Genomic DNA, 24,750 nt, shown 5'->3' with positions numbered 1-24,750 from the left:
GTCGGATACGGGCCAAAATGACTCAATCGGCCATCTCACGAACGGTGCCCTAGGAGGCCCACGAGCCGTCAGGCCACCTCCAGTGGTCAGACAAGGACCCTCGACATACTGCATGCAGGCGACCCACAGCACCTGCGCAGGTGCGTATGAAAATCCGGCAGTTGGGCTGTCAACATGGCGTCGCTGGAGCCGCTTCGCCGGGCGAGCCGGATAAGACCTTCTCTACTGCCCCCTGCGCACGATCGACTGGGAGCTGACAGGCAACCAGAAGGGTCGACGGGCAGCGCGTTTGTAACTAACCCGACCGGTTCACCTGGCCAGAGGCCATTCCCGTGTGGTGGATGTGAGGTTCGAACCCACGGTGGCATCGCTGCTACGACAACTCTCAAGACCGTCTGGGTTCGTTGTACCTGGCCCTCTGACCTTCGCCTCTGCCGCCCACCGACCTCAGTTGACGCCTCCACGGCCTCCAGTAGCTTCGCTACTCCTAGCGAGTCGGCCGCGCGACAGCACTTCAGGGGTCCAATCAGGTTGCAGCCGTCCGTCGCTGTCGATGTCCGGTCGCGGACACCACCGAGACTGACCTGCACACATCTACGGGCAACGGAAGCCAGTTGGGCCGCCACACTGTCCATGCCCCGGTATCCTAAAGCAAGGACAGGATGGCGCTGGGGGGAGAGGAATCACTTTGGCGAAAGAGGAGGCGGATAGGCGTCTTGAAAAATTCAAAGATGCACTCTCGTCAGATTTCAGTGATCGACGAATAGTCGATGCCCATATTTTGCATGGCGCCTGCTTCGCGGTAAGCGAGGATGACCACTACAGCCTGAAAGAAGAGATCGCGAACGAATTCTCATTGAAGGTCCACCAGGACATCTTTGTTGTAGGATCCGCGAAACTGGGGTTCAGCATCTCGCCAACTAAGCGGTATCGCATTTTCGGAGACACATCAGATATTGATGTCGCGATCGTCAGTCACGATTTGTATGAAAAAGTTTGGCACGAGACGCATGAATATATGGAGTCGGGCGCCTATTGGCCGGACAGGCAGCAGTTCGAGAAGTACCTCGCCTGGGGGTGGATTCGCCCAGACAAGCTTCCTCGTGGTGCAAGTTTCGAGTTTACCGAGGCCTGGTGGGAATTTTTCCGATCCATTCAGGTAAGTCGGCGCTACGGTCCATACAAGATCGCTGCAGCGATCTATCACGATATGACTTTCCTTACTAAATACCAGATGAACTCAGTGGCGGCATGCAGGAACATCGCGGGGGACCAGTGAAAAAGATGCAGACTTCGGCCACCAACAAGCGTCTAAGGCTACTCCTGACTGGAATCAGAGATAAGACGCTGGTACCCAATCCACACTTCCAACGACGCCTCGTATGGTCCAATGCGCACAAGGCGGCGTTCCTGGAAACCGTTCTAGACGGTCTGCCCTTCCCTGAAATCTTCCTTTCGGCCGGAGAAGTAAACCCCGACACTGGCGACGGCACCGAACTGATCGTAGACGGTCAGCAACGAATCACCACCCTGTACGAGTACTTCACAGATTCTTCGAGCCTTCGACTTGGTCAGGGCGGAGTTCCTCGCTATCAGGAGCTGAACAGAGACCAAAAGGTCGCATTCCTGGAGTACGAAGTCGTGGTGCGCGATCTGGGCCCTCTCAGCGAGGATGAAACTAGAGAAATTTTTCACAGAATCAACTCAACGAACTATTCCCTAAATGCAATGGAGGTGAACAACTCGCGCTTCGATGGGGCGTTCAAGAAGTTCGCCGAAGAGGTTGCCGCCAGGAGCTTCTTTATTGACCACAGGGTATTTTCGTCGCTTGACGGCCGCCGAATGAACGACATCGGCTACGCCCTCACTCTCGTAATCTCGTGCATTTCGGGATATTTCAACCGGGACGACAGGCACGAAGAGTTCCTTGAGCGCTTCAACGATGATTTCCCTCAACAGCATGTGATTTCCGAAAACCTCACCTTCATTATGAAGTTTATTGAGGAATGCAAGTTCCCAGAACGGTCGCGGACCTGGCAAAAGGCCGACCTTTTGACGCTTCTAGTCGAGCTATACCAGATCATGGTGGTCGAGTCAGCCAAACTCGACCCAGGAGCGGTGTCATCTAGCGTCCAATCGTTCTACGACGAAGTAGATGACGTGACACGGACGGCAGATCCAATGCCTGACGCCGCTGAGTACTACCGTCGGGTTCGGTCCGGAATTAACGACCGAATTAGCAGGATTAACCGAGGCACTGCCTTGCGGGGCAGGATCCTGAGCCATCTGCGCTAGGGAGTCACCGGGCGCCCAAACGACGCTAGAACTGCCTCGGGTGAGAGGGCATTAGTTCGTAGACCTCCGGCGATTTGGGCAGTCTGAGGACCTGCCCGTTAAGGCACGGCGCTGGGACCACGATCTCTGAGGCTCGCCCTCGTCAGTGCCATCTAAAGCCATGGAGGGGTACCGCCCTCCATGGACTAGATTTTCCATATGCCTGAGCAAGCGCCTTATCTCCGCATCGCCGACGAGCTGCGGCGGCGGATCGCAGAGCACGTCTGGGAGCCAGGAGACCGCCTGCCGTCCCGCGCCCAGATCGGCCAGGAGTACGGCGTGGGCGAGAACGTGGTGCGCCGGGCGCAGGAACTACTGATCTCCCAGGGCCTGCTGGAGGGCCGCGCGGGATCGGGCACCTACGTGGCCGAGCCCCGGGAACGCGTGCGGATGGTTCGCTCCTCGGCGCGCGAGCAGCCTGACGGTTCGCCGTTCCGGGCGGACATGAAGGCCGTGGGCAGGCAGAGCGACTGGGAGAGCCGGTCCGACGTGAAGGTCCCGGCGCCGGCGGACATCGCGGCGCGTCTCGGGATCGCCGAGGGTGATCTGTGTGTCCGGACGGTGTACGAGTTCCTGGCGAACGGCCGACCCGTGCAGCTGTCGACGAGTTGGGAGCCGTACGAACTCACGGTCGGCACACTCGTCGTCCTCCCCGAGGGAGGCCCGCACGCCGGGGTCGGAGTGGTGAACCGGATGGCCGTCATCGGCATCACCGTTGGGCACGCGGTGGAACAGCCGGAGCCGCGCGGGGCGACCGCGGAGGAGGCGTCACTCCTCGGCATCCAGAACGGCGCGTACGTGACGCACATCCGGCGGACGTACTACAGCGACCAGGGCCGGCCCGTCGAGACCGCCGACATCGTGGTGCCGGTCGCGCACTGCGAGATCGTTTACGAGATCCCCATCAATCGGCAGTAGCGGCCCGCCGGGTCCGTGGCAACAGGTCGGGCGCCTACCTTCGACGTCGGAAGTACCAGACCGCCACGACCCCGATGAGGATGGCAACGACAAAGGCCCAGACCGTCGTTGTGCCGTGGTAGGACCGATAGGTGCTCAGAGCCAGCATGTTCAGGCGGGTACCCCGAGCACGCGGCTTCAGCCGACGCCCGTCACATGCCTCGTGCCGAATACGAGCCGAAGGCGCTGCACGCCCACCACCATGAGGCGGACAACGCCAGCTGAGGCAGCATGCGCCGCCGGTCCGGCCAAGCACCTTCGAAGCGCTTGGCCGCAGGTTCGAGTCCTGCCGGGGGCACCGCCGAAAGCCCTCCCCATCGGGAGGGCTTTTCGCTGTTCAGGAAGGGTTTCGGTGGAGGCGGCGAAGCCCCGGCACCCCCTCTGCGATCAAGGTCGGACACCGGGGCTGTACGGCTGTCACCGGTTTCTTCCCGGTGACCGAGGACGCCCCTGCCGCGGGGCCCCATCTGCCGAGGAGCGGGCCCACGCGGAGGGACGGTCCGCCCGGGGAGGAGGCCTGCGGCCCCTCGTCCCGGGCGGACCGGGCGTCACCCGCTGGAGCAGACCGTGCCGTTGAGGCGGAAGGCCGTCGGGTCGGGGTTGGGCCCGTCGTTGGCGCCGACGAATCCGAAGGAGGCCGTGGAGCCGCCGTCCGCGGCCAGCGGCCCCGCGCCATCGGGTGCGGTCACCCGCACGTGTGAGCCGGTCTGGGAGAACGTGGCGTTCCAGCCGGAACCTACCGTCTGGGTCCCGGTCGGCCAGTCCCAGTCGACAGTCCAGCCGGTGATCGGCACGTCGGAGAGGTTGCGGACGGTGACCGTGGACACGAAGCCGTTGCCCCAGCTCGTGTCACGGTGGTAGGTCACCGCGCAGGCCGCGTTCGACGGGACGCCGGTGGTGAAGGTCAGCGGGGAGGACGCTCCGGAGAGCCGCCCCGAGGCGTCGGCCGCCAGTAGGTTGACCGTGTGGGTGCTGCCCGGGGGCAGGTTCCGCAGGGTCACGGAGGTGCCGGTGGTCTCACCGATCAGGTAGGTGTGCGCGCCGTCGCGCTCCTGGACCAGGTAGCGGGCGGCGCCCGTCGAACTGCTCCAGGACAGGCGCGCGGTGGTGTCGGTCACCCCTTCCAGCTTCGGGGTGGCCGGGGTTCCGGCGGCCGAGGCTCCCGGACCGGTGCCGGCTCGCGGTTCGAGGGTGATGGTGAGCAGGGCGGACGCCGGCACGGTGACCCGGGACGTGGACGCCTCCCCGGCGGCGAGCGCGGTGATGTCGCTGTCGCCCGGTGCGTAGCGGCTGGCCTTGGGCGCGGTGGCGGCCGGAGTGAAGCCCGCGTATGCGAGGTCCACGGTCCGGGCTTCCGGGTTCTTGTTGACGAGCAGGACGCTCAGCCGCCCGTCGCGACGGAGAACCGCGTGTGCCGAGACGTCCTGCGCGGACGACGCCGCGGCGACCATGGTGTCGCCCTCGGTGCCCAGTTCGCTGGTCATCTTCATGCCGTAGTAGGGGTGGAACGGTGTGTTTGGCGCCGGCTCGCACACGTCGCCGTTGCAGGCGCCGCTGGAGAGCATCCCCATGTCGCCGTAGTCCGTCTCGCCGTCGACGGTCGTGATCTGGCCGACGCCGTTGTGGGTGTTCCACCAGTCGACGTTGAACACGCCGTTCTCCAGGGCCGTCATGAACGCGTCGGCGGCGAAGAGTCCGTTGGGGCGGGCGGTGAGCCGAGCACCACCCGTGTTGGTGTTGATCTCGGTGAGGGCGATACCGATGCCGGGTGAGTCGGCCCCCGCGTACCGGTCGAGCTGGCTGCGCACCTCTCGCAGTTCACCGGGCAGCCTGGCCAGCCTGGCCGAGGCGTCCGCCGCGGTGGTGTCGGATCCACCCGCGTACCAGTGGACGCTCACAAAGTCGATGACGTCGGCCACTTCGGGCAGCACGGTGTTGTTCCAGTCGCCGGGGTCTCCCTCGCCGACCACGCCGTCCGGCCATTCGCCCGGAGCGGTGAGGACCGCGCCGATCTTGACGGTCGGGTCGACGGCCTTCATGGCCGTGGCGTAGGCGCGGACCTGGCGGGCGTACTCCTGGGCGCTCTTGTCCTGGTGGTCGTCCTGCTCCCAGCCGCTGCCGTAATGACCGTTGCCGTAGATCTCGTTGCCGATCTCCCAGTACTTCGCACCGTATTTCTTGGTGACGTTCGCGTACCTGACCCAGCCGGCCGCCTCCTCGGGCGTGCCCGAGCCGTAGTTGGCGATCAGGATGGGCTGTGCACCGGTGGCGGCGACGGTGCCCATGAAGTCGTCGAAACCGGTGCCAGGGGCGACATAGCCCCCGGGCGCGGTGTGCGTCTCCCAGTGGTAGATGTCCGCGTACGACCCACCGGGGTAGCGCATCGCGCCCACGTCGGCCGCCTTCATGAGGTCGGCCACCTCGGGATCGTTCATGTGCGAGTCCCACACGGCGGCGTTGACGCCGCGGGCGGTGTCGGACAGTCGGCCGAGCGCCGCCTGGGCGTTGACCTGGACATCCACGTCCGCGACGTCGGTCGCCGAAAACGCGGCGGGCGCGGCGGGCGCGACGCCGACCAGCGACGTCAGCAGGGCCGAGGCCACGGCCAGAACGGCCGCGCCGCGCGCGAGGGGGCGTAAGCCGGTGGCGGCCGGGCGGACGGTTCCGTGCGGTGCTGGCATGAGAGTCCTCACTGGGTGGTCCGTCGTCACGAGCGGGTCGGTGGATGTCGGGCGGTGCCGTCGAGCAGGCGTACGACCGGCGTGGTGGCGAAGTGCCGTCCGGGCAGCGGAAGGTTCCGCGCGGGCGGCGCGGAAGGCGGAACGTGAGTGCGGTGCGGCGGGCGCGTGCGGGTCGGCGGCCGGCTCCCGCCGATGGGAGCGCTCCCATATTGGGAGCGGGGTGACGCCCTGTCAACGCCCGTGCACCAACCTGATTTCGGACGCCTTGCGCAGAGTCGGCCAGGTGGCCGCACCCCGTCCCGATGACCCACGGACGACTTGCCCGTGCCGCGCGTTCCGGGGCGGACAACCCGTTCGGCGATCGCACAGTTTCAGCCACCCGGCGCAGAAGTGGCGCGTTCGCACATTGCCGCTTCGTTTCACAGCGCGGCAATCTGAAGCGCGGGAGCGCTCCCATGGCGCCTCGCGCCGCCGCTCATGGCCGACGCTCCCCCACGGAAAGAAGACATCATGGCTTGTCAGGTGCATGCAATACGGCGGTTCGCGCGCCCACGTCGCGGACTGCTCTCGCGTCTACGTCCCACGTCGGGTGGGCGTTCCCGCTGGGGCGTCGCCCTCGCCGGTGTGACCGCCTTGCTCGCCGCCGCCCTCACACCGCTCGCCGCGTCCCCGGCGGAGGCCGCCCCCAAGTACGCCTACGGCGAGGCGTTGCAGAAGTCGCTCTTCTTCTACGAGGCCCAGCGCTCCGGCCGTCTGCCCGCCGACAACCGGGTCTCCTGGCGCGGCGACTCGGGTCTGGACGACGGCAAGGACGTCGGCCTGGACCTGACCGGCGGTTGGTACGACGCCGGCGACCACGTCAAGTTCGGTCTGCCCATGGCGTACAGCGCCACCGTCCTGGCCTGGGGCGGCGTCGAGCAGAAGGCCGCGTACACCGCGTCCGGGCAGCTGAAGTACCTCAAGGACAGTCTGCGCTTCGTCAACGACTACTTCGTCAGGGCGCACCCGTCCGCGAACGTGCTGTACGGACAGGTGGGCAACGGCGCAGACGACCACAAGTGGTGGGGTCCGGCCGAGGTGATGCCGATGGCCCGGCCCGCCTACCGGATCGACGCCTCCTGCCCCGGTACGGACCTCGCCGGGCAGACGGCCGCCGCGATGGCCTCCTCCTCGATGCTGTTCGCCGACGACGACCCGGCCTACGCGGCGAAGCTGGTCACCCACGCGAAGCAGCTGTACGCGTTCGCCGACACCTACCGGGGCAAGTACAGCGACTGCATCACCGACGCGAAGTCGTACTACAACTCCTGGAGCGGGTACCAGGACGAGCTGGTGTGGGGTGCTGTCTGGCTCTACCGGGCCACCGGTGACGCCACCTATCTCGCCAAGGCCGAGCAGTACTACGACGGCCTCTCCACCGAGCCGCAGACCACCACCCGCTCCTACCGGTGGACACTCTCCTGGGACGACACCTCCTACGGCTCGTACGTGCTGCTCGCCAAGATCACCGGGAAGCAGAAGTACATCGACGACGCCAACCGGTGGCTGGACTGGTGGACGTCCGGGGTGGACGGCGCGAAGGTCCGCTACTCCCCCGGAGGCGAGGCCGTGCTGGACTCGTGGGGCTCCCTGCGGTACGCGGCCAACACGGCGTTCGCCGCGCTCTCCTACAGCGACTGGCTGACGGGCGACGCGACCCGCAAGGCGCGCTACCACGACTTCGCGGTGCGCCAGATCGACTACGCGCTCGGTGACAATCCCCGCGGTGCGAGCTACGTCGTCGGCTTCGGCAACACCCCTCCCACCAAGCCGCACCACCGCACCTCGCACGGCTCGTGGACCGACCAGATCACCAGCCCGGCCGAGAGCCGCCACACCCTCTACGGTGCCCTCGTCGGCGGACCGAGCGCAGCCGACGACGCCTACACCGACGACCGGCAGAACTACACCAACAACGAGGTCGCCACCGACTACAACGCGGCGTTCACCGGCGCACTCGCCCGCCTGTACGCCGAGTACGGCGGTGCCCCGCTCACCGCCTTCCCGCCGACCGAGCAGCCGGACGGGCCGCAGGTGCTCGCGCAGGCGTCGGTGAACGCCTCCGGGAGCAACTTCACCGAGATCAAGGCGTACCTGGTGAACAAGTCGGCCTGGCCCGCCCGATCGCTGGCGAAGGCCTCCCTGCGGTATTACTTCACCCTGGAACCCGGCGTCTCGCCGACGAACATCACGGTCACCACCAACTACAACCAGTGCGGTACGGCGAGCGGCCCCACGCGGTACGCGGGCGACGTGTACTACGTGAGCGTGGACTGCTCGAACACGGTGATCGCGCCGGCCGGGCAGTCGGCGTACCGCAAGGAGGTCCAGTTCCGCATCAGTTCCTCGGGCGCCTGGGACCCGTCGAACGACTGGTCCCTCCAGGGCCTGCCCACCACACCGGGCGCCACCCCGGCGGACGCGCCGAACCTGGTGCTGCTGGACGGGGACGCACGCCAGTGGGGAGCGCTGCCGGACGGGTCCGGTCCGACGCCCACCCCGACGCCGACTCCCACTCCTACGCCCACGCCGACCCCCACTCCTACGCCCACACCCACACCGACCCCCACACCGACTCCGACGCCCACGCCGGCGCCGGGCGCCGGTTGCGCCGTCGCCTACAAGGTCGGCTCCTCCTGGGGCGGAGGCTTCACCGCCGACGTCACCATCCGCAACACCGGCACCACGGCGGTGAACGGATGGCGTCTCGTCTGGAGTTTCGCCGGCGACGAGAAGGTCACCAGCGCGTGGAACGCGACCGCCACTCAGACCGGTGCAGCCGTGACGGCCACCGACGCCGGCCACAACAAGGCCGTCTCGCCGGGCGGTTCGGTGTCCTTCGGATTCCAGGGAACCGGGGTGCCGGGCGCCGCGCCGACCGGCTTCGCCCTGAACGGCGTTCCCTGCACCTGAGAAGGTGATCGGTCGCGGCGTGGGCGGCGCCGCGACCCTGAACATGTAGGTGATGGACCACCCCATGGGGCCCGCCGCCAGGTGGAGGCGACGGGCAGGGAGCGCGGTCGCCCATGGCTGCATCGGTGTACCGCGACCGGCGTCACCGCTGGTGCCTCCCGGGACGGCGTGCCACCTGCCGTTACGTTCCTGGCATCCAACACCGGGAGAGGCCATGCGGGTCAGTCGTCGTTCGCTGCTGAGACTGGGGAGTGCGGGTACGGTCGCCGCCGGGCTCGGGGCCATGGGGCCCGGGGCCGCCGCCTCGGGCAGGGACGGAAGTCCAGGGACCAACGGCTCGGCTCCCCAAGGGGCGAGCGTCGAAGGAGCCGCACCCGTGTCCGTCGGTCCCGTGACGCAGCCCGGGTCCGCGGCGGCCCGGGCGAAGGCCGTCGAGCTGGTCGCGCGGATGACGACGGAGGAGAAGATCGCCCTGCTGCACGGGGTGAACGTCAAGGCGGAGGTCGCCCGGCCCGGGTTCATCGGCAAGGTGCCGGGCAACGAGCGCCTCAAGATCCCCGCGACGATCCTGGCCGACGGGCCGAGCGGGGTGGGCAACGGGTCGACGGGGGTGACCCAGTGGCCGTGCTCCAAGGCGCTGGCGGCGGCCTGGGACCCCGCGTTGGCCGAGACGTACGGGCGGGCGTACGGCGGTGAGCAGGCGGCCAAGGGGCACAACGTGGCGCTCGGGCCGTGCGTCAACATCCTGCGGACGCCCCGGTGGGGGCGGTCCTTCGAGACGTTCACCGAGGACCCGCACCTCAACGCGGCGCTGGCGGCGCCCGTCGTACGGGGCATCCAGTCGCGCCACGTCATCGCGACGGTAAAGCACTTCGCGGCGAACAACCAGGAGACGCTGCGGCACTCCATCGACGTGGTGGTGTCCTCGCGCGCGCTGCACGAGATCTACTTCCCGGCGTTCCGGGCCGCCGTCCAACAGGGCGGTGTGGGCGCGGTGATGACGGCGTACAACAAGGTCAACGGGGTCTGGACGCACGAGAATCGCACCCTGGTCCAGGACGTGCTGCGGGACGGCTGGGGCTTCGACGGGATGGTGATGTCGGACTGGGGCGGAACCCACAGCACGGTGCGGACGGCCGAGGCGGGTTCCACCACCGAGATGCCGGGCTCGACGTACTTCGGCACGGCGCTCGCCTCGGCGGTCGCGCGGGGGGCGGTCACCGGGGAGGTGCTCGACACGATGGCCGTGCAGGTGCTGACGGCGATGTACCGGGTCGGGCTGTTCGACCACCCGCTCCCCGACCCGCTGACGCTGCTGGACACGGTCGTCTGCACCGACGAGAACCGGTCGCTGGCCCGCCGGATCGGGGTCCAGGGCAGCGTGCTGCTGAAGAACGCGGGCGGGGTGCTGCCGTTGTCCGCTCCCCGGTCCGTGGCGGTGATCGGGGACGCCGCCGGAGCGGGGTACCGGTCGCACGGCGGTGGTTCGGGGAGCGTGAACCCGTACGGCGGGGTGGTGACCCCGCTCGCCGGGATCACCGCCCGCGCCGCGATCGCCCCGACGCCCGTCCCGGTGACGTACGCCCGCGGCACCCTTGGAGTCGGCGCTCTGCCCGCCGTCCCCGCCGACGCGCTCGGCGCGGGCTTGCGGGCGGTCTATTACGCCTCGGCCGACCTCACCGGCACGGTCCTCGCCACCACGACCACCGACCGCCTCGACTGGACGGTCGCACCGGCCCCGGTGAGCGGCCGGACCGGTGCTTGGTCGGCGCGGTACAGCGGTACGTACACGGCGTCGGTCGCCGGGCGTTACCGGTTCTCGCTGAGCGGCGGCGGCGCGGTGGTGCTCACGGTCGACGGGACGGTGGTGGCGGAGTACGCGACCGGCGCCGAGGTGGTGCAGAACGGTTTCGTGACCCTGGCGGAGGGCCCGCACTCCATCGAGGTCACCTACCGCCACACCTCCGGCACCGCGAGCCTGCGGGTGGGGCACCAGCCGGGGCAGGACCGGCTGATCGCCGAGGCGGCGGCCACCGCCGCGGCGGCCGAGGTCGCGGTGGTGGTCGTGGTGGACGTGACGGCCGAGAGCATGGACCGCTCCACGCTGGGCCTCGCGGCGGACCAGGACGAACTGATCGCCGCGGTCGCCGCCGCCAACCCCCGTACCGTCGTGGTGCTCAACACCTCGGGCGCCGTGCTGATGCCGTGGCTGCCGGAGGTCCCGACGGTGATCGCCAACTGGTACGGGGGCCAGGAGCAGGGCAACGCGGTCGCCGCGATGCTCTTCGGCGACGCCGAGCCCGGCGGCCGGCTGCCGGAGACCTTCCCGGCGACGGAGACGCAGGGGCCGGCCAAGCGGCCGGTGGAGTTCCCGGGCGACGGCAAGCAGGTCTACTACGACGAGGGGCTGGCGGTCGGGTACCGCTGGTACGCGCGGTCGGGCGAGCAGCCGCTCTTCCCGTTCGGCCACGGCCTGTCGTACACCACCTTCGCGCTCTCCGGGCTGAAGGTCGCCCGGGCCGGTTCGGGCCACCGGGCGACCGTGCGGGTCCGTAACACCGGGGCCCGCGCGGGCAGCGAGGTCGTGCAGCTCTACGTCACCTTCCCCGCGGCGGCGGGTGAACCCCCCTCGCAGCTCAAGGCGTTCACCAAGGTGACGCTGGAGCCGGGCGCTTCCGCGACCGTCGTCCTGGACGTCCCCCGGGAGGCGCTGGCCGTGTGGCGGTCGGTGGAGGACGGCTGGACCCTGCTGCCGGGGTCGTACGAGTTCGCGGTGGGGCGCTCCTCGGCGGACCTGCCGTTGCGTACGCAGGTGCGGGTCGCCACCCGGTAGGGCGGGGTTCGGGCTCTTCGGTCACCTGGGCGGGGCGGGGCGCGATAGGCTGCGCGCCCCTCCGGCCCGGTGACCGAGGGTTCACGAGGGGTTACGGAGGGGCACAAGTCTCCCGTACGACCGCGCAGACGAAGTTGCACCGAGGGAGCACCACCATGGCAACCCCCTTGACCGCCGACACCCTGCTGAAGGCCCTCCGCGACGAGGGACTGAAGGTGGTGGAGTACAAGAGCTGGCGCACGAACAACCGTGACCACAAGGGCCCCTGGGGCCCCGTCAACGGCGTGATGATCCATCACACCGTCACTTCCGGCACCCCGAACTCGGTGGAGCTGTGCTATTCGGGCCGCTCCGATCTCCCCGGGCCGCTCTGCCACGGGGTCATCGACAAGGAGGGCACCGTCCACCTGGTCGGCAACGGCCGCGCCAACCACGCCGGACTCGGCGACGGGGACGTGCTGCGCGCGGTGATCGCCGAGGCGGCGGCACTGCCCGCCGACAACGAGGCCGACACGGACGGCAACGCCCGTTTCTACGGCTTCGAGTGCGTCAACCTCGGCGACGGCCAGGACCCCTGGCCGGCCGCCCAGTTGCTGGCGATCGAACGGGCGGCGGCGGCGATCTGCCGTACCCACAAGTGGTCCGAGCGCTCGGTCATCGGGCACCTGGAGTGGCAGCCGGGGAAGGTGGACCCGCGAGGCTTCCCGATGACCGCGATGCGCGACCGGATCGGCGTCCGGCTGGGAGCCGCTCCGGACGGGCCGCTGCCGGAGCCGTACGAGCCGTTCCCCGGGGCCGGGTTCTTCACGACGGGCCGCAACAGTCCGATCATCACCGCCATGGGCAAGCGGCTGGTGGCGGAGGGCTGCGACCTGTACGCGGTCGGCCCCGGGCCCACCTGGTCGGCGTCCGACCGGGCGTCGTACGCCGCCTGGCAGCGCAAGCTCGGGTACGTCGGCGACGCGGCCGACGGCGTACCGGGTGAGGACAGTTGGGCGAAGCTCAAGGTTCCGAACGTGTGAGGCGGTGACGCGGCGGGGCGGGACGGCCGGTGATCTCGGCCGTCCCGCCCCGCCGGGCCCCGGCAGGTTCCGTGCTCAGTCGATCTCGCCCTCGGACGGTGCGGTCGGCAGATCGTCCGCCGCGCCCTTCAGTACGGCGGCCTGGCTGATGGCATCGGCCAGCCTGGCCACCGAGCCGTCCTCGGTCTCCGCCGCCAGCTTGCGCGCCCGAGAGGCGAGTTCACCGAGCCCCGGGGTGCCGGGGAGGGTTCCGCCGCGCAGGATGTCGGCGAAGTAGGCCGCCGTCGCCGCCACTTGGAGGCGATCGTCGGAGGCGCCCCAGAGCCCTTGGTCGATGGCGTCGGTCTCCACCGAGCCGGTCACCTCCCGCGCTTTCCGGGTCGCCGGGTCGAGCCAGCGCACCGTGGCGGTGGCGACGTGGCCTGACGCTCCCTTGCGCAGGCGTACGGCGTAGAGCGCGGTCACCGTGTGGCCGGGGCCGACCTCGCCGCCGTCCACGTCGTCGTCGCGGAAGTCCTCGTCGGCGACGGCCCGGTTCTCGTACCCGATGAGCTTGAACTGCTGGACCGTCTTCCGGTCGAACGCGACCTGCGCCTTGGCGTCACGGGCGCGCAGCTCGACGTGGGCGGGGAGCTGGTCGACGAAGACCTTGCGGGCCTGGGCCTCGTCGGCGACGTAGGTGGTGTCGCCGTCGCCCTTGTCGGCGAGCCGCTCCATCAGCGCGTCGCCGTAGTCGCTGCCGACACCGACCCCGAAGAGGGTGATGCCGTACTCGCTCCGTGAGCTGCCGATCCGCTCCAGGATCGCGTCGGCGTCCGTCTCCCCGGTGTTGGCGAGGGCGTCGGAGAGCAGCACGACCCGGTTGGTGGCGCCCTCGCGGATGCCTTCCACGGCTTCGTCGTAGCCGCGTTCCACCCCGGCGGCGACGTTGGTGGCGCTTTGCGTGTGCAGCGATTCGACGGCCTCGCGGATCTTGGTGCGGTGGCCGCGCAGTCCGGTCATCGGGACCACGGTCTCGGCTTCGTCGCTGAAGGTGACCAGGGCCACCGAGTCGTCGTCGCGCAGCTGCTCGGTGAGGTACGCGAGCGAGGTGCGCACCAGGTCCAGGCGGCCGGTCTCGGCCATCGACCCCGAGATGTCCACGACGAAGGTGAGGGCGGCCGGCGGCCTCGGGGCGGTGTCGTCGGCCGCCTCGGTGGCCAGTCCCACTCGCAGCAGCGACCAGTCGTCCGCCCCTCCCCCGGTGCGCGCGCCGTCGACGCTGACGGAGAACCCGTTGCCGCTCGGGCGTTCGTACCCCTGCTTGAAGCTGTTGACGAACTCCTCGGGCCGGACGGTCTCCGGCTTGGGGAGCTGCCCGTCGCCGAGGACGCGACGGGCGTAGCCGTAGCTCGCGGTGTCCACGTCGAGCGCGAAGGTGGAGAGGTAGTCGGGTGCGGCCTCGTCCCCCTTCTCCTGCCTGCCCGCCTCGTCCGGCGCGGTGGCCGCGGGGGCGGGTACGGGTCCGCCCCGCTCGTCCGCGGCGAAGCCGTCGGACGAGTGGCCGCCCGATCCGCCCGCCGAGCATCCGGCGAGCAGTGCGGCGCTCACCAGCAGCGCGGCGAGCGCCGCGCCCGCCCGCGCCGGGCCGGCCGGGTGTCTCGATGTGCCGTGGTTCATCTCTGGCCCCCTGTCGTCGACATCTGTGAATGTGACGCGCGAGGGGCCCGGCGGGAGCCGTCGAACCGGTTGCGGATGAGTCTCGATGCGGTGACGGAGAGCAGCCGCAGGGGGCCGGGCGGCGGAACATCAGGTTCCGGGCACGGTGTCCCTACGAAGCGGTGTCCGCGCCGTGGTCCGGGGCCGTCGGGCGATCGCCTCGGCCCGCCGAGCCCGCGTCCGCGGACCCTGGGCCCGGCGCGTCGTAGGTGGCGCGGGCGGCGCGTACCTCCTCCATGTGCTCCTCCGCCCAGCCCTTGATCGCGCGCATGACCGGCAGCAGCGAACGGCCGAGCGGGGTCAGCTCGTACGCGACGCGGACCGGGACGGCCGGGGTCACGGTCCGCGACACCAGCCCGTCGCGTTCCAGATTCCGCAGAGTCTGGGTGAGCATCTTCTGGCTCACGCTCGCCAGTCGGCGCTGCAGTTCGGTGTACCGCCGCGGGCCGTCGGCGAGTGCGTTGACGGCGAGGCTGACCCACTTGTCGGAGATGCGGTCCAGCAGCTGTCGGGCAGGGCATTCGGCGAGGTACGCGTCGTAGACGATGCTCGCTTCGTTCCGGCGCTGGGCGGCCGTGCGGGTGGGCATGGCTCTCCTTTCGGTGCCGTACGCACCACGAAGTGCGTACTTCCTGAGGGAGAGTAGGGCTTCCTACGGTGGGCGGCATGATGACCGAAGAGAAGATGCGTGCGGTGGTCGCCCACGGTTACGGCGGACCCGAGGTGCTCGGGTCCGTGACGGTTGTGCTGCCGGAGCCCGGCCCCGGGCAGGTGCGCGTCCGTGTCGAAGCGGCGACCGTCAATCCGGTGGATCTGGTGACCCGTTCAGGAGAGCTCGTCGGGGCCGGACTGATGACCGCCCGCGAGCACACGGGCATCGGATGGGACGTCGCGGGCGTCGTCGACCGGCTCGGGACGGGGGTGACGGCGTTCGCGCCGGGGCAGCGGGTGATCGGGCTGCGCGACCTGCTCGACGTGTCTCTGGGCGCCTACGCCGAATACCTCGTCCTGGACGCGACCGCGATCGCGCCCGCGCCGGCCGACGCCTCCGCCGCGGCCGCGGCGACGCTGCCGTTGAACGGACTCACCGCCCTCCAGTCCCTCGGTCTGCTCGGCCTCTCCGCGGGCGACACGGTGCTGGTGACCGGGGCCTCCGGGGCGGTCGGGGGTTTCGCCGTCGAGCTGGCGGTCCGGCGCGGCCTGCGCGTCGTCGCCCAGGCCGGTCCCGCCGACGAGGGGTTCGTTCGAAGCCTCGGCGCCGAACGGGTCGTCGGCCGGGACGCGTCCGACCTCGCGGCCGAGGTCCGGCGCCTGGTGCCGGGCGGGGTCGACGGTGCGCTCGACACGGCGGGACTGGGAATCCGCGCCCTGGCCGCTGTCCGCGGCGGCGGCGCCTACGCCACGGTGGTCGGCGGTTCGGCCCCGCTCCCGTTGCGCGGCATCCGGGTCCACCAGCAGTGGATCCGTGCTGACGGGGCCGCTTTGGCCGAGCTCGCCACCATGGGGCTGACGCTGCGGGTCGCCGAGACCCTCCCGCTCGAACGCGCCGCCGAGGCGCACGACCGGCTCGCGGCGGGCGGGATACGCGGCCGGCTGGTGCTCGTTCCCTGACGCGACCCGGCCGCGCCGCTTCCCCGAACGTCCCGGCCGTGGCCCCTACGACACGATGTCCTTCCGGCTGAACCCCCGGAAGGCCAGGGCGAAGAGGATCAGGGCGTACGTCACCGACACGGCCGAGCCCTTGACCATGCCGCCCCACTCCAGTTGGGGCTGGAGGGCGTCCGCCCAGGCGAACTGCCAGTGCGCGGGCAGGAAGTCGCGCCAGTGACCCAGCGCGGTGACCGCGTCCAGGACGTTGCCGACGATGGTCAGGCCGACCGCGCCGCCCACCGCGCCGAGCGGCGCGTCCGTCTTCGTCGACAGCCAGAACGCGAGCGCGGCGGTGACGAGTTGGGAGACGAAGACGAAGCCGACAACCACGGCGAGCCGGGGCAGGGCGGCGGACTGGGCGAGTTCGCCGCCGGTCGGCAGCTGGAGGGGTCCCCAGCCGTAGGCCACCGCCCCGGCCACCAGCGCGACCAGCGGGAGCAGCACCATCGCGGCCAGGCTGAAGCCGAGGGCGACGACGAGCTTGCTCCACAGCAGCCGGACGCGCGGTACGGGTGCGGCGAGGAGGTAGCGCAGCGAGGACCAGCTCGCCTCGGAGGCCACGGTGTCGCCGCAGAACAGGGCGACCGGCACCACCAGCAGGAAGCCCGCCGAGACGAACAGGTTGACGGCGGCGAAGTTGGCCGCCGAGGCGGTGGCGGTGTCCATCAGGTTGATCCGGTCGGCCGAGCCGCCCCGGGAGCCGGGAGTGCCTCCGATCGCGAAGGCGATGATCAGGATGAACGGGAGTGCCGCCAGCACTCCGCCCATCAGCAGGGTGCGGCGGCGGCGCAGTTGCCGCATCGCCTCGACGCGCAGCGGGAGGGTGCGGCGGGGGTGGTAGCCGGGCGCCCCGGGGGTCCGGGTGGAGCCGGGGCCGGTGAGGACGTCACTCATGCGGAGCCTCCGGAGATCAAGGTGAGGAACGCGTCCTCCAGGCGGCGGTGCGGTCCGACTCCGGTGAGCGGCACGTCGAGCCGGACGAGTTCGGTGATCAGCTCGGAGGTGGTGGCGCCGTCGAGCCGGACCAGCAGCCCTCGCCGGTCCTCGGTCGGGACGGCCGAGGCGACGCCCGCGAGGGCCTCGATCTTGCGGAGCACCGGTTCGGTGATCCCGTCGGCGGTGGTGACGAGCAGCATGTCGCCGGAGCCGGTGATCTCGGCGACCGGGCCCGCCTGGACGAGTCGGCCCCGGTCCATGACCACGAGGTGGGTGCAGGACTGTTCGACCTCGGAGAGGAGGTGGCTGGAGACGATGACGGTCCGGCCGCCGGCCGCGTACCGGATCATCACGTCCCGCATCTCGCGGATCTGGGGCGGGTCGAGGCCGTTGGTCGGTTCGTCGAGGATGAGCAGGTCCGGCATGCCGAGCATGGCCTGGGCGATGGCGAGGCGCTGGCGCATGCCCTGCGAGTAGGTGCGTACGGCCCGGGCGAGGGCGTCGCCGAGCCCGGCGATCTCCAGGGCCTCGTCCATGTGGGAGTCCTCGGCGGGGCGGCCGGTGGCCTGCCAGTACAGCTCCAGGTTGGCGCGGCCGGTCAGGTGCGGCAGGAAGCCGGCGCCCTCGACGAACGCTCCGACCCGGGAGAGCACCGGGGCGCCGGGGCGGATGGCCTCTCCGAAGACGCGGATCTCGCCCGCGTCGGGGGTGATGAGGCCCATCAGCATCCGCAGGGTGGTGGTCTTCCCGGCACCGTTGGGGCCGAGGAGCCCGAGCACCTGCCCTTGTTCGACGCGGAAGCCGAGGTCCTTGACCGCGTAGCGGTCGGCGGCGCCCGCGTACTTCTTGGCGAGGCCGGTGATCTGGAGCGGTACGCCCGCGAGTGCGGGGTCCGGGGCGGGTGTCGTGGTGCGGCGCCGCGCGGTGAGCAGCAGTGCGGCGGCCACCAGGAGGGCGGCTGCGGGAAGTCCCCAGGTCCACCAGGGGAGTCCGGCGGACGCGGCGGTCAGTCCGGCGTCGGTGGGCAGGGAGAGCGGGCCGTCGACGGAGACGGTGTACGTGTTCGGCTCGGCCGGGGAGGCGTAGCCGAGGTCCGTCGCGGAGAGGACCAGGCGGAGCCGGTGCCCGGCGTCGAAGGCGTGGTCGACGGCGGGCAGGGTCAGTTCGAGGGGCCTGCCCTGCTGGTCGGGGGTGATCCGGAAGGGGGCGACGAGCTGCGAGGGAAGTTCCTGGCGTTTGCCGTCCGGGGAGACGTCGTAGACCTTGCCGAAGAGGACGGCGTCGCCGGTGCGGGCCTTGACGGTGACCTTCACGGTGGGGGTGCCGGTGACGCGCACCGAGGAGGTCAGCGGCGCGCTGTCGAAGGTGGCGTGCTGCCCGGGGAAGTCCAGCGAGAGGCCGACGCCGAGGGAGGAGAGCTGGGAGAGTCCGGCGCCGAGGCCGGGGACGGCGGAGATCGCGGGCGGGCTTCCCCCGGCCGGGTTGCGGACGGTCTGGGTGTCGCCCCGGAGGGGAAACTCCTGGGTCCCGCCCCGCAGTCCGGGGTAGCTGTCGGCGTCGGCGCCCCGGGTGAGGGCGGCCCCGTCGGTGGAGTCGACACCGCCGGTGCGGGTGACGCGGAAGGCGGGGCCGGTATCGGCGCCCCGGTCGTCCTTGAGGTAGCGGTCGAACCAGGCGCCGACGCGGCTCTGGACGCGGGCGTCCTCGGTGTCGCCGCCGTCGTGGCCGCCGGCGATCCAGTCGACGGAGACCGGTGCGCCGTTGGCCGCGACGGCCTTCGCCATGGCGTCGGCCTGGCCGAGCGGGAAGAGGGAGTCGGTCTGGCCCTGGACGATGAGGGCGGGCACGTCGATACGGTCGGCGACGGCGGAGGGGGAACGTTCCGTCAGCAGGGCGCGCGCCTCGGCGTCCGGTACGCCGCTCGCCGCGACGCGTTCGTACATCGCGCAGAGTTTCTTCTCGAACTTCTCGCAGCCGCCGCCGCTGCTGACGAAGATCCCGGCCCAGAGCTTCTTGAACACGCCGTCCGGGAAGAGGGCGTCGGCGAGGTTCCAGTAGGTGATGACGGGTGCGACGGCGTCCACGCGGTCGTCGTACCCGGCGGCGAGGAGGGAGACCGCACCGCCGTACGAGGCACCGGTGACGCCGACGCGCGGGTCGCCCTCGCCGTCGAGCAGGACTTCCGGGCGGGCGGCGAGCCAGTCGATGAGGCGGGAGACGTCCGCGACCTCGGCGTCCGGGTCGTTGAGGCCGATCTCGCCGCCGGACTTGCCGAATCCGCGCGCGGACCAGGTGAGGACCGCGTACCCGTCCGCCGCGAGCTTCTCGGCCTCGGCGCGGACGTCGTCCTTGCTGCCGCCGAAGCCGTGGCCGAGGAGCACGGCGGGTCGTCGCCCGCCGCCTTCGGCGGTGAAGTACGAGGTGTCCAGGGCGACCCGGTCGCCGCTGATCGTCCGGTCCTGGCGGTGCACGGCGGGTTTTCCGTCGTCGGCCACGGCGGTCCAGGTGCCGGCGCCGGCGAGCACGACGAGTGCGGCGACGGCCGCCGCCCATCGGCCGCGCGCGCGGGGCCACCGGAGCCGTCGTGCGGTAGAGGTCTCCATGTCACGACCCTAAGGGGGTACGGGACGGGTCCCGCAGCCCTCAGGGGCGGAACCCTCCGGCCTCCTTGAGAGGTACGGCCCCGGGGCGCGTACTGCGGACGCGGTACGCACCGCCGCGCCGCCACCGCGCGCCGGGGCCCGTGGGGCTCAGCCGCCGAGGGGATCCTGCCGGGGCGGAACGGCGGTCTCCAGGAAGAAGCTGTCGATGCTCTGGACGGTGTGCACGAAGTCGTCCAGGTTGACCGGCTTGGTCACGTAGGCGTTGGCGTGCTGCGTGTAGGCGTCCTGGACGTCGTCGGGCGCGGCCGAGGTGGTGAGGACCACGATCGGGATGCTGGAGAGCTCGTCGTCGTTCTTGAGCACGCCGAGCAGCTCACGGCCGTTCATGCGGGGCATGTTGAGGTCGAGCACGATCAGGTCGGGGCGGTCCTTCTCCGGGTCGCGGAGGTACTCCAGGGCGGACACCCCGTCGTCCACCCGGTTGATGCCCCGCGCCATCCCCCGCTCGATCAGGGCCTCCTCGATGAGCATGGCGTCGGCCACGTCGTCCTCCACGAGCAGGACGGTGTAGGTGCGCCGGGGTGCAAGGCCGTTCATGTGGGGGCTCCGGTGATCGTTCGGAAGGGGGCGGGAGGACGGTCGAGCGGTGAAGACCAGACCGGGCCAGCGTTTGCGGGCGCCCTGCCGGCTGACGCCCCAGGCGCTGCCCAGCTGCGGGTAGCCGGCTCCCCCGTCGGCGGCGGCGCGGGCCGCGTCGGCGGCGCACTCGTCCACCGCCCGGCTGAGGAGGGCCAGCGCGCGCAGCGCGGCCAGTGGATCGGTCCAGTTCTCGTCCGCCGGGGGTTCGCCGTCGTCCGGCATGTCTCCGACAGGGACGACGGCGTCCGGCTCCAGCGCGAGGCGCTGTGCCAGGTCCGCGACCGCGCGGCGCGCCAGGTCGGCGAGCTCGGCGGTCCCGGGACGTGCCGAGGTCTCCACTGTCATGGGCGAACCGTAGTCGGAGCGGACGGCCCGCGACAACCTGCGTTGTCAGCGAGGTAGGGTGACCCGCGCTCCGGTGGGTAACCGGAGCAACGAATCATCACCGTTCCCCCGCCAGAGAGAGGCAGCCACCGTGCAGAGCGCCGAAGAGGGTTCGCGGCCGGCCGATCTCCGTCAGGCGCCGGTGCGGCCCGGCTGGAGCACCAGCCGCTGGCTGGCCACGGGCACCACGGTGGCCCTGGTGGTGCTGCTCGCACTCGGCAGCTGCGGCGCCTGGGCCCTGGCCCGGTCCACGGCGGTCAACCAGCGTCTCGCGGACCGCTGGTCCCCCGCGCTGATCTCCTCGGTACGCATGGAGGCGGCGCTGGTCAACCAGGAGACGGGAATCCGCGGTTACGGCCTGGCCGGCGACGAGGAGTTCCTCGCCCCCTACCGCGACGGTCTGACCCAGCAGAAGACCGCCATGGACGAGCTGAAGAACCTCACGTCCGGGGACACCCGGTCCTCCGCCGATCTGGCCGAGGTGGACGAGCTCGCCGAGGCGTGGCACGCGTCGGTCGCCCGGCCCATCGCCGCCGCGGCGGACCCCACCGCCCTGGCCCAGGAGCGCGCGGAGAGCGGACGGACCCAGTTCGACGCGCTGCGCACCGCCCTGCGGGTCCAGCAGCAGCACATCTCCGCGGAGCGCGACCAGGCACGTACCGACCTGGCCTCCGTGCGCACCATGCGGAACACGGTCTTCACCGTCATCGCCGCCGTGGTGCTGGCGGTGATGGCCCTGGGCTTCGCGGGCCTGCGGCTGGGAGTACAGCGGCCGTTGGACCGGCTGCGGGCGGACGTCCGCAAGGTCGCCTCCGGGGACTACGCCCACGCGCTCGTCCCCACCGGCCCGGCCGACATCCAGGTCCTCGCCACCGACGTGGACGCCATGCGGCGCCGTCTCGCGGAGGACCTCGAACTCAAGGACCGGGCCCGGGCCGCGCTCGACGCCCAGACCGTCGAACTGCGCCGCTCCAACGAGGAGCTGGAGCAGTTCGCGTACGTCGCCTCGCACGATCTCCAGGAGCCCCTGCGCAAGGTGGCCAGCTTCTGCCAGTTGCTGGAGCGGCGGTACGCGGAGCAGTTGGACGACCGCGCCCGGCAGTACATCTCCTTCGCCGTCGACGGCGCCAACCGCATGCAGCTCCTCATCAACGACCTGCTGACCTTCTCCCGGGTCGGCCGGCTGCACACCGACGAACGGCAGGTCGATCTGACGGATCTGGTGCGCCGGACCGTCGGCGATCTCGACGTCGCCGTGCAGCAGACCGGGGCCACCGTCACGTACGAGGACCTGCCCACGGTCCACGGGCAGCCGACCCAACTCGGCCTGGTCCTGCAGAACCTCGTCTCCAACGCGATCAAGTTCCGCGCGCCCGACACCGCGCCCGAGATCCGTATCGCCGCCCGCCGGATACCGAATCCGGGTCGCGAGGGCAGCGAGGAGGCGCGACGGCCCTTCTGGGAGATCTCGGTGGCCGACAACGGCATCGGTATCGCGCCCGAGTACGCGGAGCGGGTCTTCGTCATCTTCCAGCGGCTGCACACCCGGGAGAGCTACGAGGGCAACGGCATCGGCCTGGCGCTCTGCAAGAAGATCGTCGAGCACCACGGCGGATCGATCGCCGTGGACACCGAGTACACCTCGGGCACGCGTTTCGTCTTCACCCTGCCGGGGGTGGCGGAGGAGGACGGGGAGCCGGAGGGACACTCCGAGCAGTAGCTCCCGCTCCGACCCCTACTCGGGCGATGCGGCCTCACCCCGACACCCGCTCGCCGCTGACCAGGGCGTTCCCGGCCGAAAACCGTGGCCCGCCGCCGCCCCTCCCTCACCGCCGGACGGACCTCCCGCGACCTACGTCACGCGGGCCGGGGCCGGGGCGTGCCGTCCGGTGCCGCGTACGGCGTCTCCCGGGGCAGCAGGGCACCCGCCGCGTCGAGGTCTCCGGCGCGCACCAGGTGGTGGATCTCCCGGGCGAGCGGGGTGACGTCGGTGACGGAGACGGTCCACTCGTCCGCGTACCGCGCCGACGCCTCGCCGGACAGGCCGAGCTGGAGCGAGCGGTACGGGAGAGGGTTCAGCCGCAGGTCCCGCTCGGGGTCCCACTGGACGCGGGCGGGGGCGCGGCGGAGGCTGCGGCTCCAGGCGGCGCGGTCGGGGTGGAGTCCGCGTACGTAGTGGGAGAGTTCGGCGTTCTCCAGGGCCCAGGCGAAGCCCTCGCGGGTGATCTCGACGGCGAGGACCGTCTCCTGGCCCTCCTTGAGCGCCCAGCCGCAGCGGTACATCATCCAGAGGAAGCTCGGCTTGATCCAGGTCATCCGGTCGCGCTTCCAGGCCGGTGGGAAGCGGTCGTCGCGGGCGGCGGGGATGCCGATTTCCGGCCGGTACGCCTGGTAGACAGTGACGGTGGTGTCGGTGTGCCGGGCTCGTACCTCGTACTGCGGTGTGCTCATCGGATCAGTCTCGGCGACCGGCCCGGACCCCCGCACCGGCTTTTTCCCGGTGCGGCGGCCGGTGCCGACGGTGGATCAGCGCTCGGTGGCGTCGTCCCCGGGGTCACCGGAGGGGCCGCTCTCGGCCTGCAGCGCGAGATCGCGGAGTACGTCGGTGGAGGAGACATCGGTCTGGCCGGAGTCGTGGACCCGCGCCAGCATCGTGTAGGCGAGGGTGAACGCCCCGACCAACTGCTCGACGGCGCCGCCCACCTCGCGGCCGATCAGGGCGGCCATCTCCTCGACGGTGGCGTCCCCGGGGATCGCGATGCGCGGCATCGTCTCGTTCAGCAGGGCGGTGACGACACTGCCCTCCATGTCGACGTCGTCGCGCTCCACGTCCTCTTCGAGGAGCCGCTGGATCTCGCCGGCCTCGGTGAGGATGCCGATCACTCGCTTCAGGACTTCCCTCTGCTCCATCCCGCGAGCATAGAGGCTGCCCGCCACCCCCTGACGGGTGTGCGACGTATCCAGGAACACCCCTGGGCCGCGCCCGGGTTGCCCCGGGCCGCCGGAACCGGCACGTTTCCGGCGGTCCGCGCACTGGAACACGGCCTTGCCCTCGAACGATTCAGCGAGCCCGTCGGGAAAATACAGACCCCCATTCGATTTGACCGAAAAACGCCGTTACGTTCCTGCACCTTCTTCACAGGGCGCACACAAGGTGTCACCGAACGGGGCGCGGAGCGCACTTGGCCGACCACCCCCTTGCGACACAAGGGTCGATGCATTGGGCACCATTTGGCAGGGTCGCGACGATCGCGTCGAGTGCGAGCTACATCCGTTCATAACGGAAATGTCTGCACTGTGTAACCGCGCTCTGGAGCGACTTCCGGCCATCGGCGAATCCCGACAGAGTCTGTGCTCCCGGCAGCGAACGCCGGGGCCGAGCACCGCCCGGACCGCAGGGTCCGGGCCTGTACCGAGGGGTCCCATGTCCCGCACCGCACGACGGATCACCGCTACTGTCCTCGCCTCCGGCGCCCTGCTGGCGGCAGCCGCCCTGCCGGCCTCCGCGGACGGCCACGACCGCGGACACGACCGCGTCCAGCCCGCCCCGCGCTCCTCCGTCGTCCTGGGCACGATCCAGTACGACAGCCCGGGCCGCGACAACCGCTCCAACCGTTCGCTGAACGACGAGTGGGTGACCGTCACCAACACGTCCCGTCAGGCCGTGAACCTGCGCGGCTGGACCCTCACCGACGAGAGCCGTCGCACCTACCGCTTCGACCTGCGCCTCGCGGGCCGTTCGTCGGTGCGCGTCCACACCGGTGTGGGTCGTGACAGCCGCACGGACGTCTACCAGGACCGCAACAACTACGTCTGGGACAACAGCGACACCGCCACGCTGCGCGACTCCCGCGGCCGGAAGATCGACGAGAAGTCGTGGGGCCGGCACGGTGGCCGCGACGACAACCGCGGTCACGGCCGCGACAACCGCCGCTGAGGGCACCGGAGGGGCCAGGCCCCACCGGGTGACGAGGTGGCACGGCACGGCCCGGGCAGGCGCGCGCTGACCGGGCACGGCCGAGTGGAGACGATCGGACGGCGCCCCGCGGCTGGATTGCCGC

At 70.5% G+C, this 24,750-nt stretch carries 17 protein-coding genes; 9 read left to right on the top strand and 8 right to left on the bottom strand.

All coding sequences use genetic code 11. The annotated features are described in order from the left end of the window. Positions 1–688: 688 nt before the first annotated feature. The 3 genes from ACWD3D_RS05680 (at position 689) to ACWD3D_RS05670 (ending at position 3,252) form a co-directional block, all read left to right on the top strand. Positions 689–1,279, top strand: coding sequence for a hypothetical protein (locus ACWD3D_RS05680; protein ID WP_451459647.1), 591 nt, complete (start codon positions 689–691; stop codon positions 1,277–1,279). Between the two features lie 5 nt (positions 1,280–1,284). After that, complete coding sequence (locus tag ACWD3D_RS05675) at positions 1,285–2,295, top strand: DUF262 domain-containing protein (RefSeq protein ID WP_451459664.1); 1,011 nt, start codon at positions 1,285–1,287, stop codon at positions 2,293–2,295. Between the two features lie 198 nt (positions 2,296–2,493). Beyond that, complete coding sequence (locus ACWD3D_RS05670) at positions 2,494–3,252, top strand: GntR family transcriptional regulator (RefSeq protein ID WP_451459646.1); 759 nt, start codon at positions 2,494–2,496, stop codon at positions 3,250–3,252. 587 nt (positions 3,253–3,839) lie between these two features. Here ACWD3D_RS05670 and ACWD3D_RS05665 read toward each other — a convergent pair. Beyond that, positions 3,840–5,972, bottom strand: a complete 2,133-nt coding sequence (locus ACWD3D_RS05665) for a cellulose binding domain-containing protein (protein WP_451459645.1) — start codon at positions 5,970–5,972, stop codon at positions 3,840–3,842. 624 nt (positions 5,973–6,596) lie between these two features. Here ACWD3D_RS05665 and ACWD3D_RS05660 point away from each other — a divergent pair. The 3 genes from ACWD3D_RS05660 to ACWD3D_RS05650 all read left to right on the top strand — a co-directional run bounded on the left by ACWD3D_RS05660 (position 6,597) and on the right by ACWD3D_RS05650 (position 12,779). Then, a complete protein-coding gene (locus ACWD3D_RS05660; RefSeq protein WP_451459644.1) occupies positions 6,597–8,924 on the top strand; it encodes a glycoside hydrolase family 9 protein in 2,328 nt (775 codons plus the stop codon). A 376-nt stretch (positions 8,925–9,300) separates the two neighbouring features. After that, positions 9,301–11,757 carry a glycoside hydrolase family 3 C-terminal domain-containing protein gene (locus tag ACWD3D_RS05655; protein WP_451459643.1) on the top strand — a complete coding sequence of 819 codons (2,457 nt, stop codon included), beginning with the start codon at positions 9,301–9,303 and terminating at the stop codon, positions 11,755–11,757. 155 nt (positions 11,758–11,912) lie between these two features. Further along, positions 11,913–12,779, top strand: a complete 867-nt coding sequence (locus tag ACWD3D_RS05650) for a peptidoglycan-binding protein (protein WP_451459642.1) — start codon at positions 11,913–11,915, stop codon at positions 12,777–12,779. A gap of 75 nt (positions 12,780–12,854) precedes the next feature. On the opposite strand, the gene ACWD3D_RS05645 is transcribed toward ACWD3D_RS05650, so the two are convergent. Both ACWD3D_RS05645 and ACWD3D_RS05640 read right to left on the bottom strand, forming a co-directional pair. Next, a complete protein-coding gene (locus ACWD3D_RS05645; protein WP_451459641.1) occupies positions 12,855–14,438 on the bottom strand; it encodes a YfbK domain-containing protein in 1,584 nt (527 codons plus the stop codon). Between the two features lie 151 nt (positions 14,439–14,589). Further along, a complete protein-coding gene (locus tag ACWD3D_RS05640; RefSeq protein WP_451459640.1) occupies positions 14,590–15,066 on the bottom strand; it encodes a winged helix-turn-helix transcriptional regulator in 477 nt (158 codons plus the stop codon). Positions 15,067–15,146: 80 nt separating this feature from the next. On the opposite strand from ACWD3D_RS05640, the gene ACWD3D_RS05635 reads away from it, so the two are divergent. Next, a complete protein-coding gene (locus ACWD3D_RS05635; RefSeq protein WP_451459663.1) occupies positions 15,147–16,088 on the top strand; it encodes an NADP-dependent oxidoreductase in 942 nt (313 codons plus the stop codon). A 45-nt stretch (positions 16,089–16,133) separates the two neighbouring features. Here ACWD3D_RS05635 and ACWD3D_RS05630 read toward each other — a convergent pair whose 3' ends face one another. The 3 genes from ACWD3D_RS05630 to ACWD3D_RS05620 form a co-directional block, all read right to left on the bottom strand. Next, positions 16,134–17,021: an ABC transporter permease gene (locus tag ACWD3D_RS05630; RefSeq protein ID WP_451459639.1), complete on the bottom strand. Its 888-nt coding sequence runs from the start codon at positions 17,019–17,021 to the stop codon at positions 16,134–16,136. After that, complete coding sequence (locus ACWD3D_RS05625) at positions 17,018–19,666, bottom strand: alpha/beta fold hydrolase (RefSeq protein WP_451459638.1); 2,649 nt, start codon at positions 19,664–19,666, stop codon at positions 17,018–17,020. Before ACWD3D_RS05625 ends, ACWD3D_RS05630 begins: the two co-directional genes overlap by 4 nt. A gap of 147 nt (positions 19,667–19,813) precedes the next feature. After that, a complete protein-coding gene (locus ACWD3D_RS05620) occupies positions 19,814–20,650 on the bottom strand; it encodes a response regulator (RefSeq protein ID WP_451459637.1) in 837 nt (278 codons plus the stop codon). A gap of 130 nt (positions 20,651–20,780) precedes the next feature. Here ACWD3D_RS05620 and ACWD3D_RS05615 point away from each other — a divergent pair, with 130 nt between their 5' ends. Further along, positions 20,781–22,409 carry a sensor histidine kinase gene (locus tag ACWD3D_RS05615; RefSeq protein WP_451459636.1) on the top strand — a complete coding sequence of 543 codons (1,629 nt, stop codon included), beginning with the start codon at positions 20,781–20,783 and terminating at the stop codon, positions 22,407–22,409. 137 nt (positions 22,410–22,546) lie between these two features. On the opposite strand, the gene ACWD3D_RS05610 is transcribed toward ACWD3D_RS05615, so the two are convergent. After that, the gene (locus ACWD3D_RS05610) at positions 22,547–23,140 is read right to left on the bottom strand and encodes a DUF4291 domain-containing protein (protein ID WP_451459635.1); all 594 of its coding nucleotides are present in this window, start codon (positions 23,138–23,140) and stop codon (positions 22,547–22,549) included. A 75-nt stretch (positions 23,141–23,215) separates the two neighbouring features. Beyond that, positions 23,216–23,599: a hypothetical protein gene (locus tag ACWD3D_RS05605; protein WP_451011052.1), complete on the bottom strand. Its 384-nt coding sequence runs from the start codon at positions 23,597–23,599 to the stop codon at positions 23,216–23,218. Positions 23,600–24,113: 514 nt separating this feature from the next. Here ACWD3D_RS05605 and ACWD3D_RS05600 point away from each other — a divergent pair. Further along, a complete protein-coding gene (locus tag ACWD3D_RS05600; protein ID WP_451459634.1) occupies positions 24,114–24,626 on the top strand; it encodes a lamin tail domain-containing protein in 513 nt (170 codons plus the stop codon). The last annotated feature ends 124 nt before the right edge of the window (positions 24,627–24,750 follow it).

It is taken from the genome of Streptomyces sp. NPDC002690, assembly GCF_053592415.1.
This window is presented reverse-complemented; position numbering and strand designations above follow the sequence as displayed.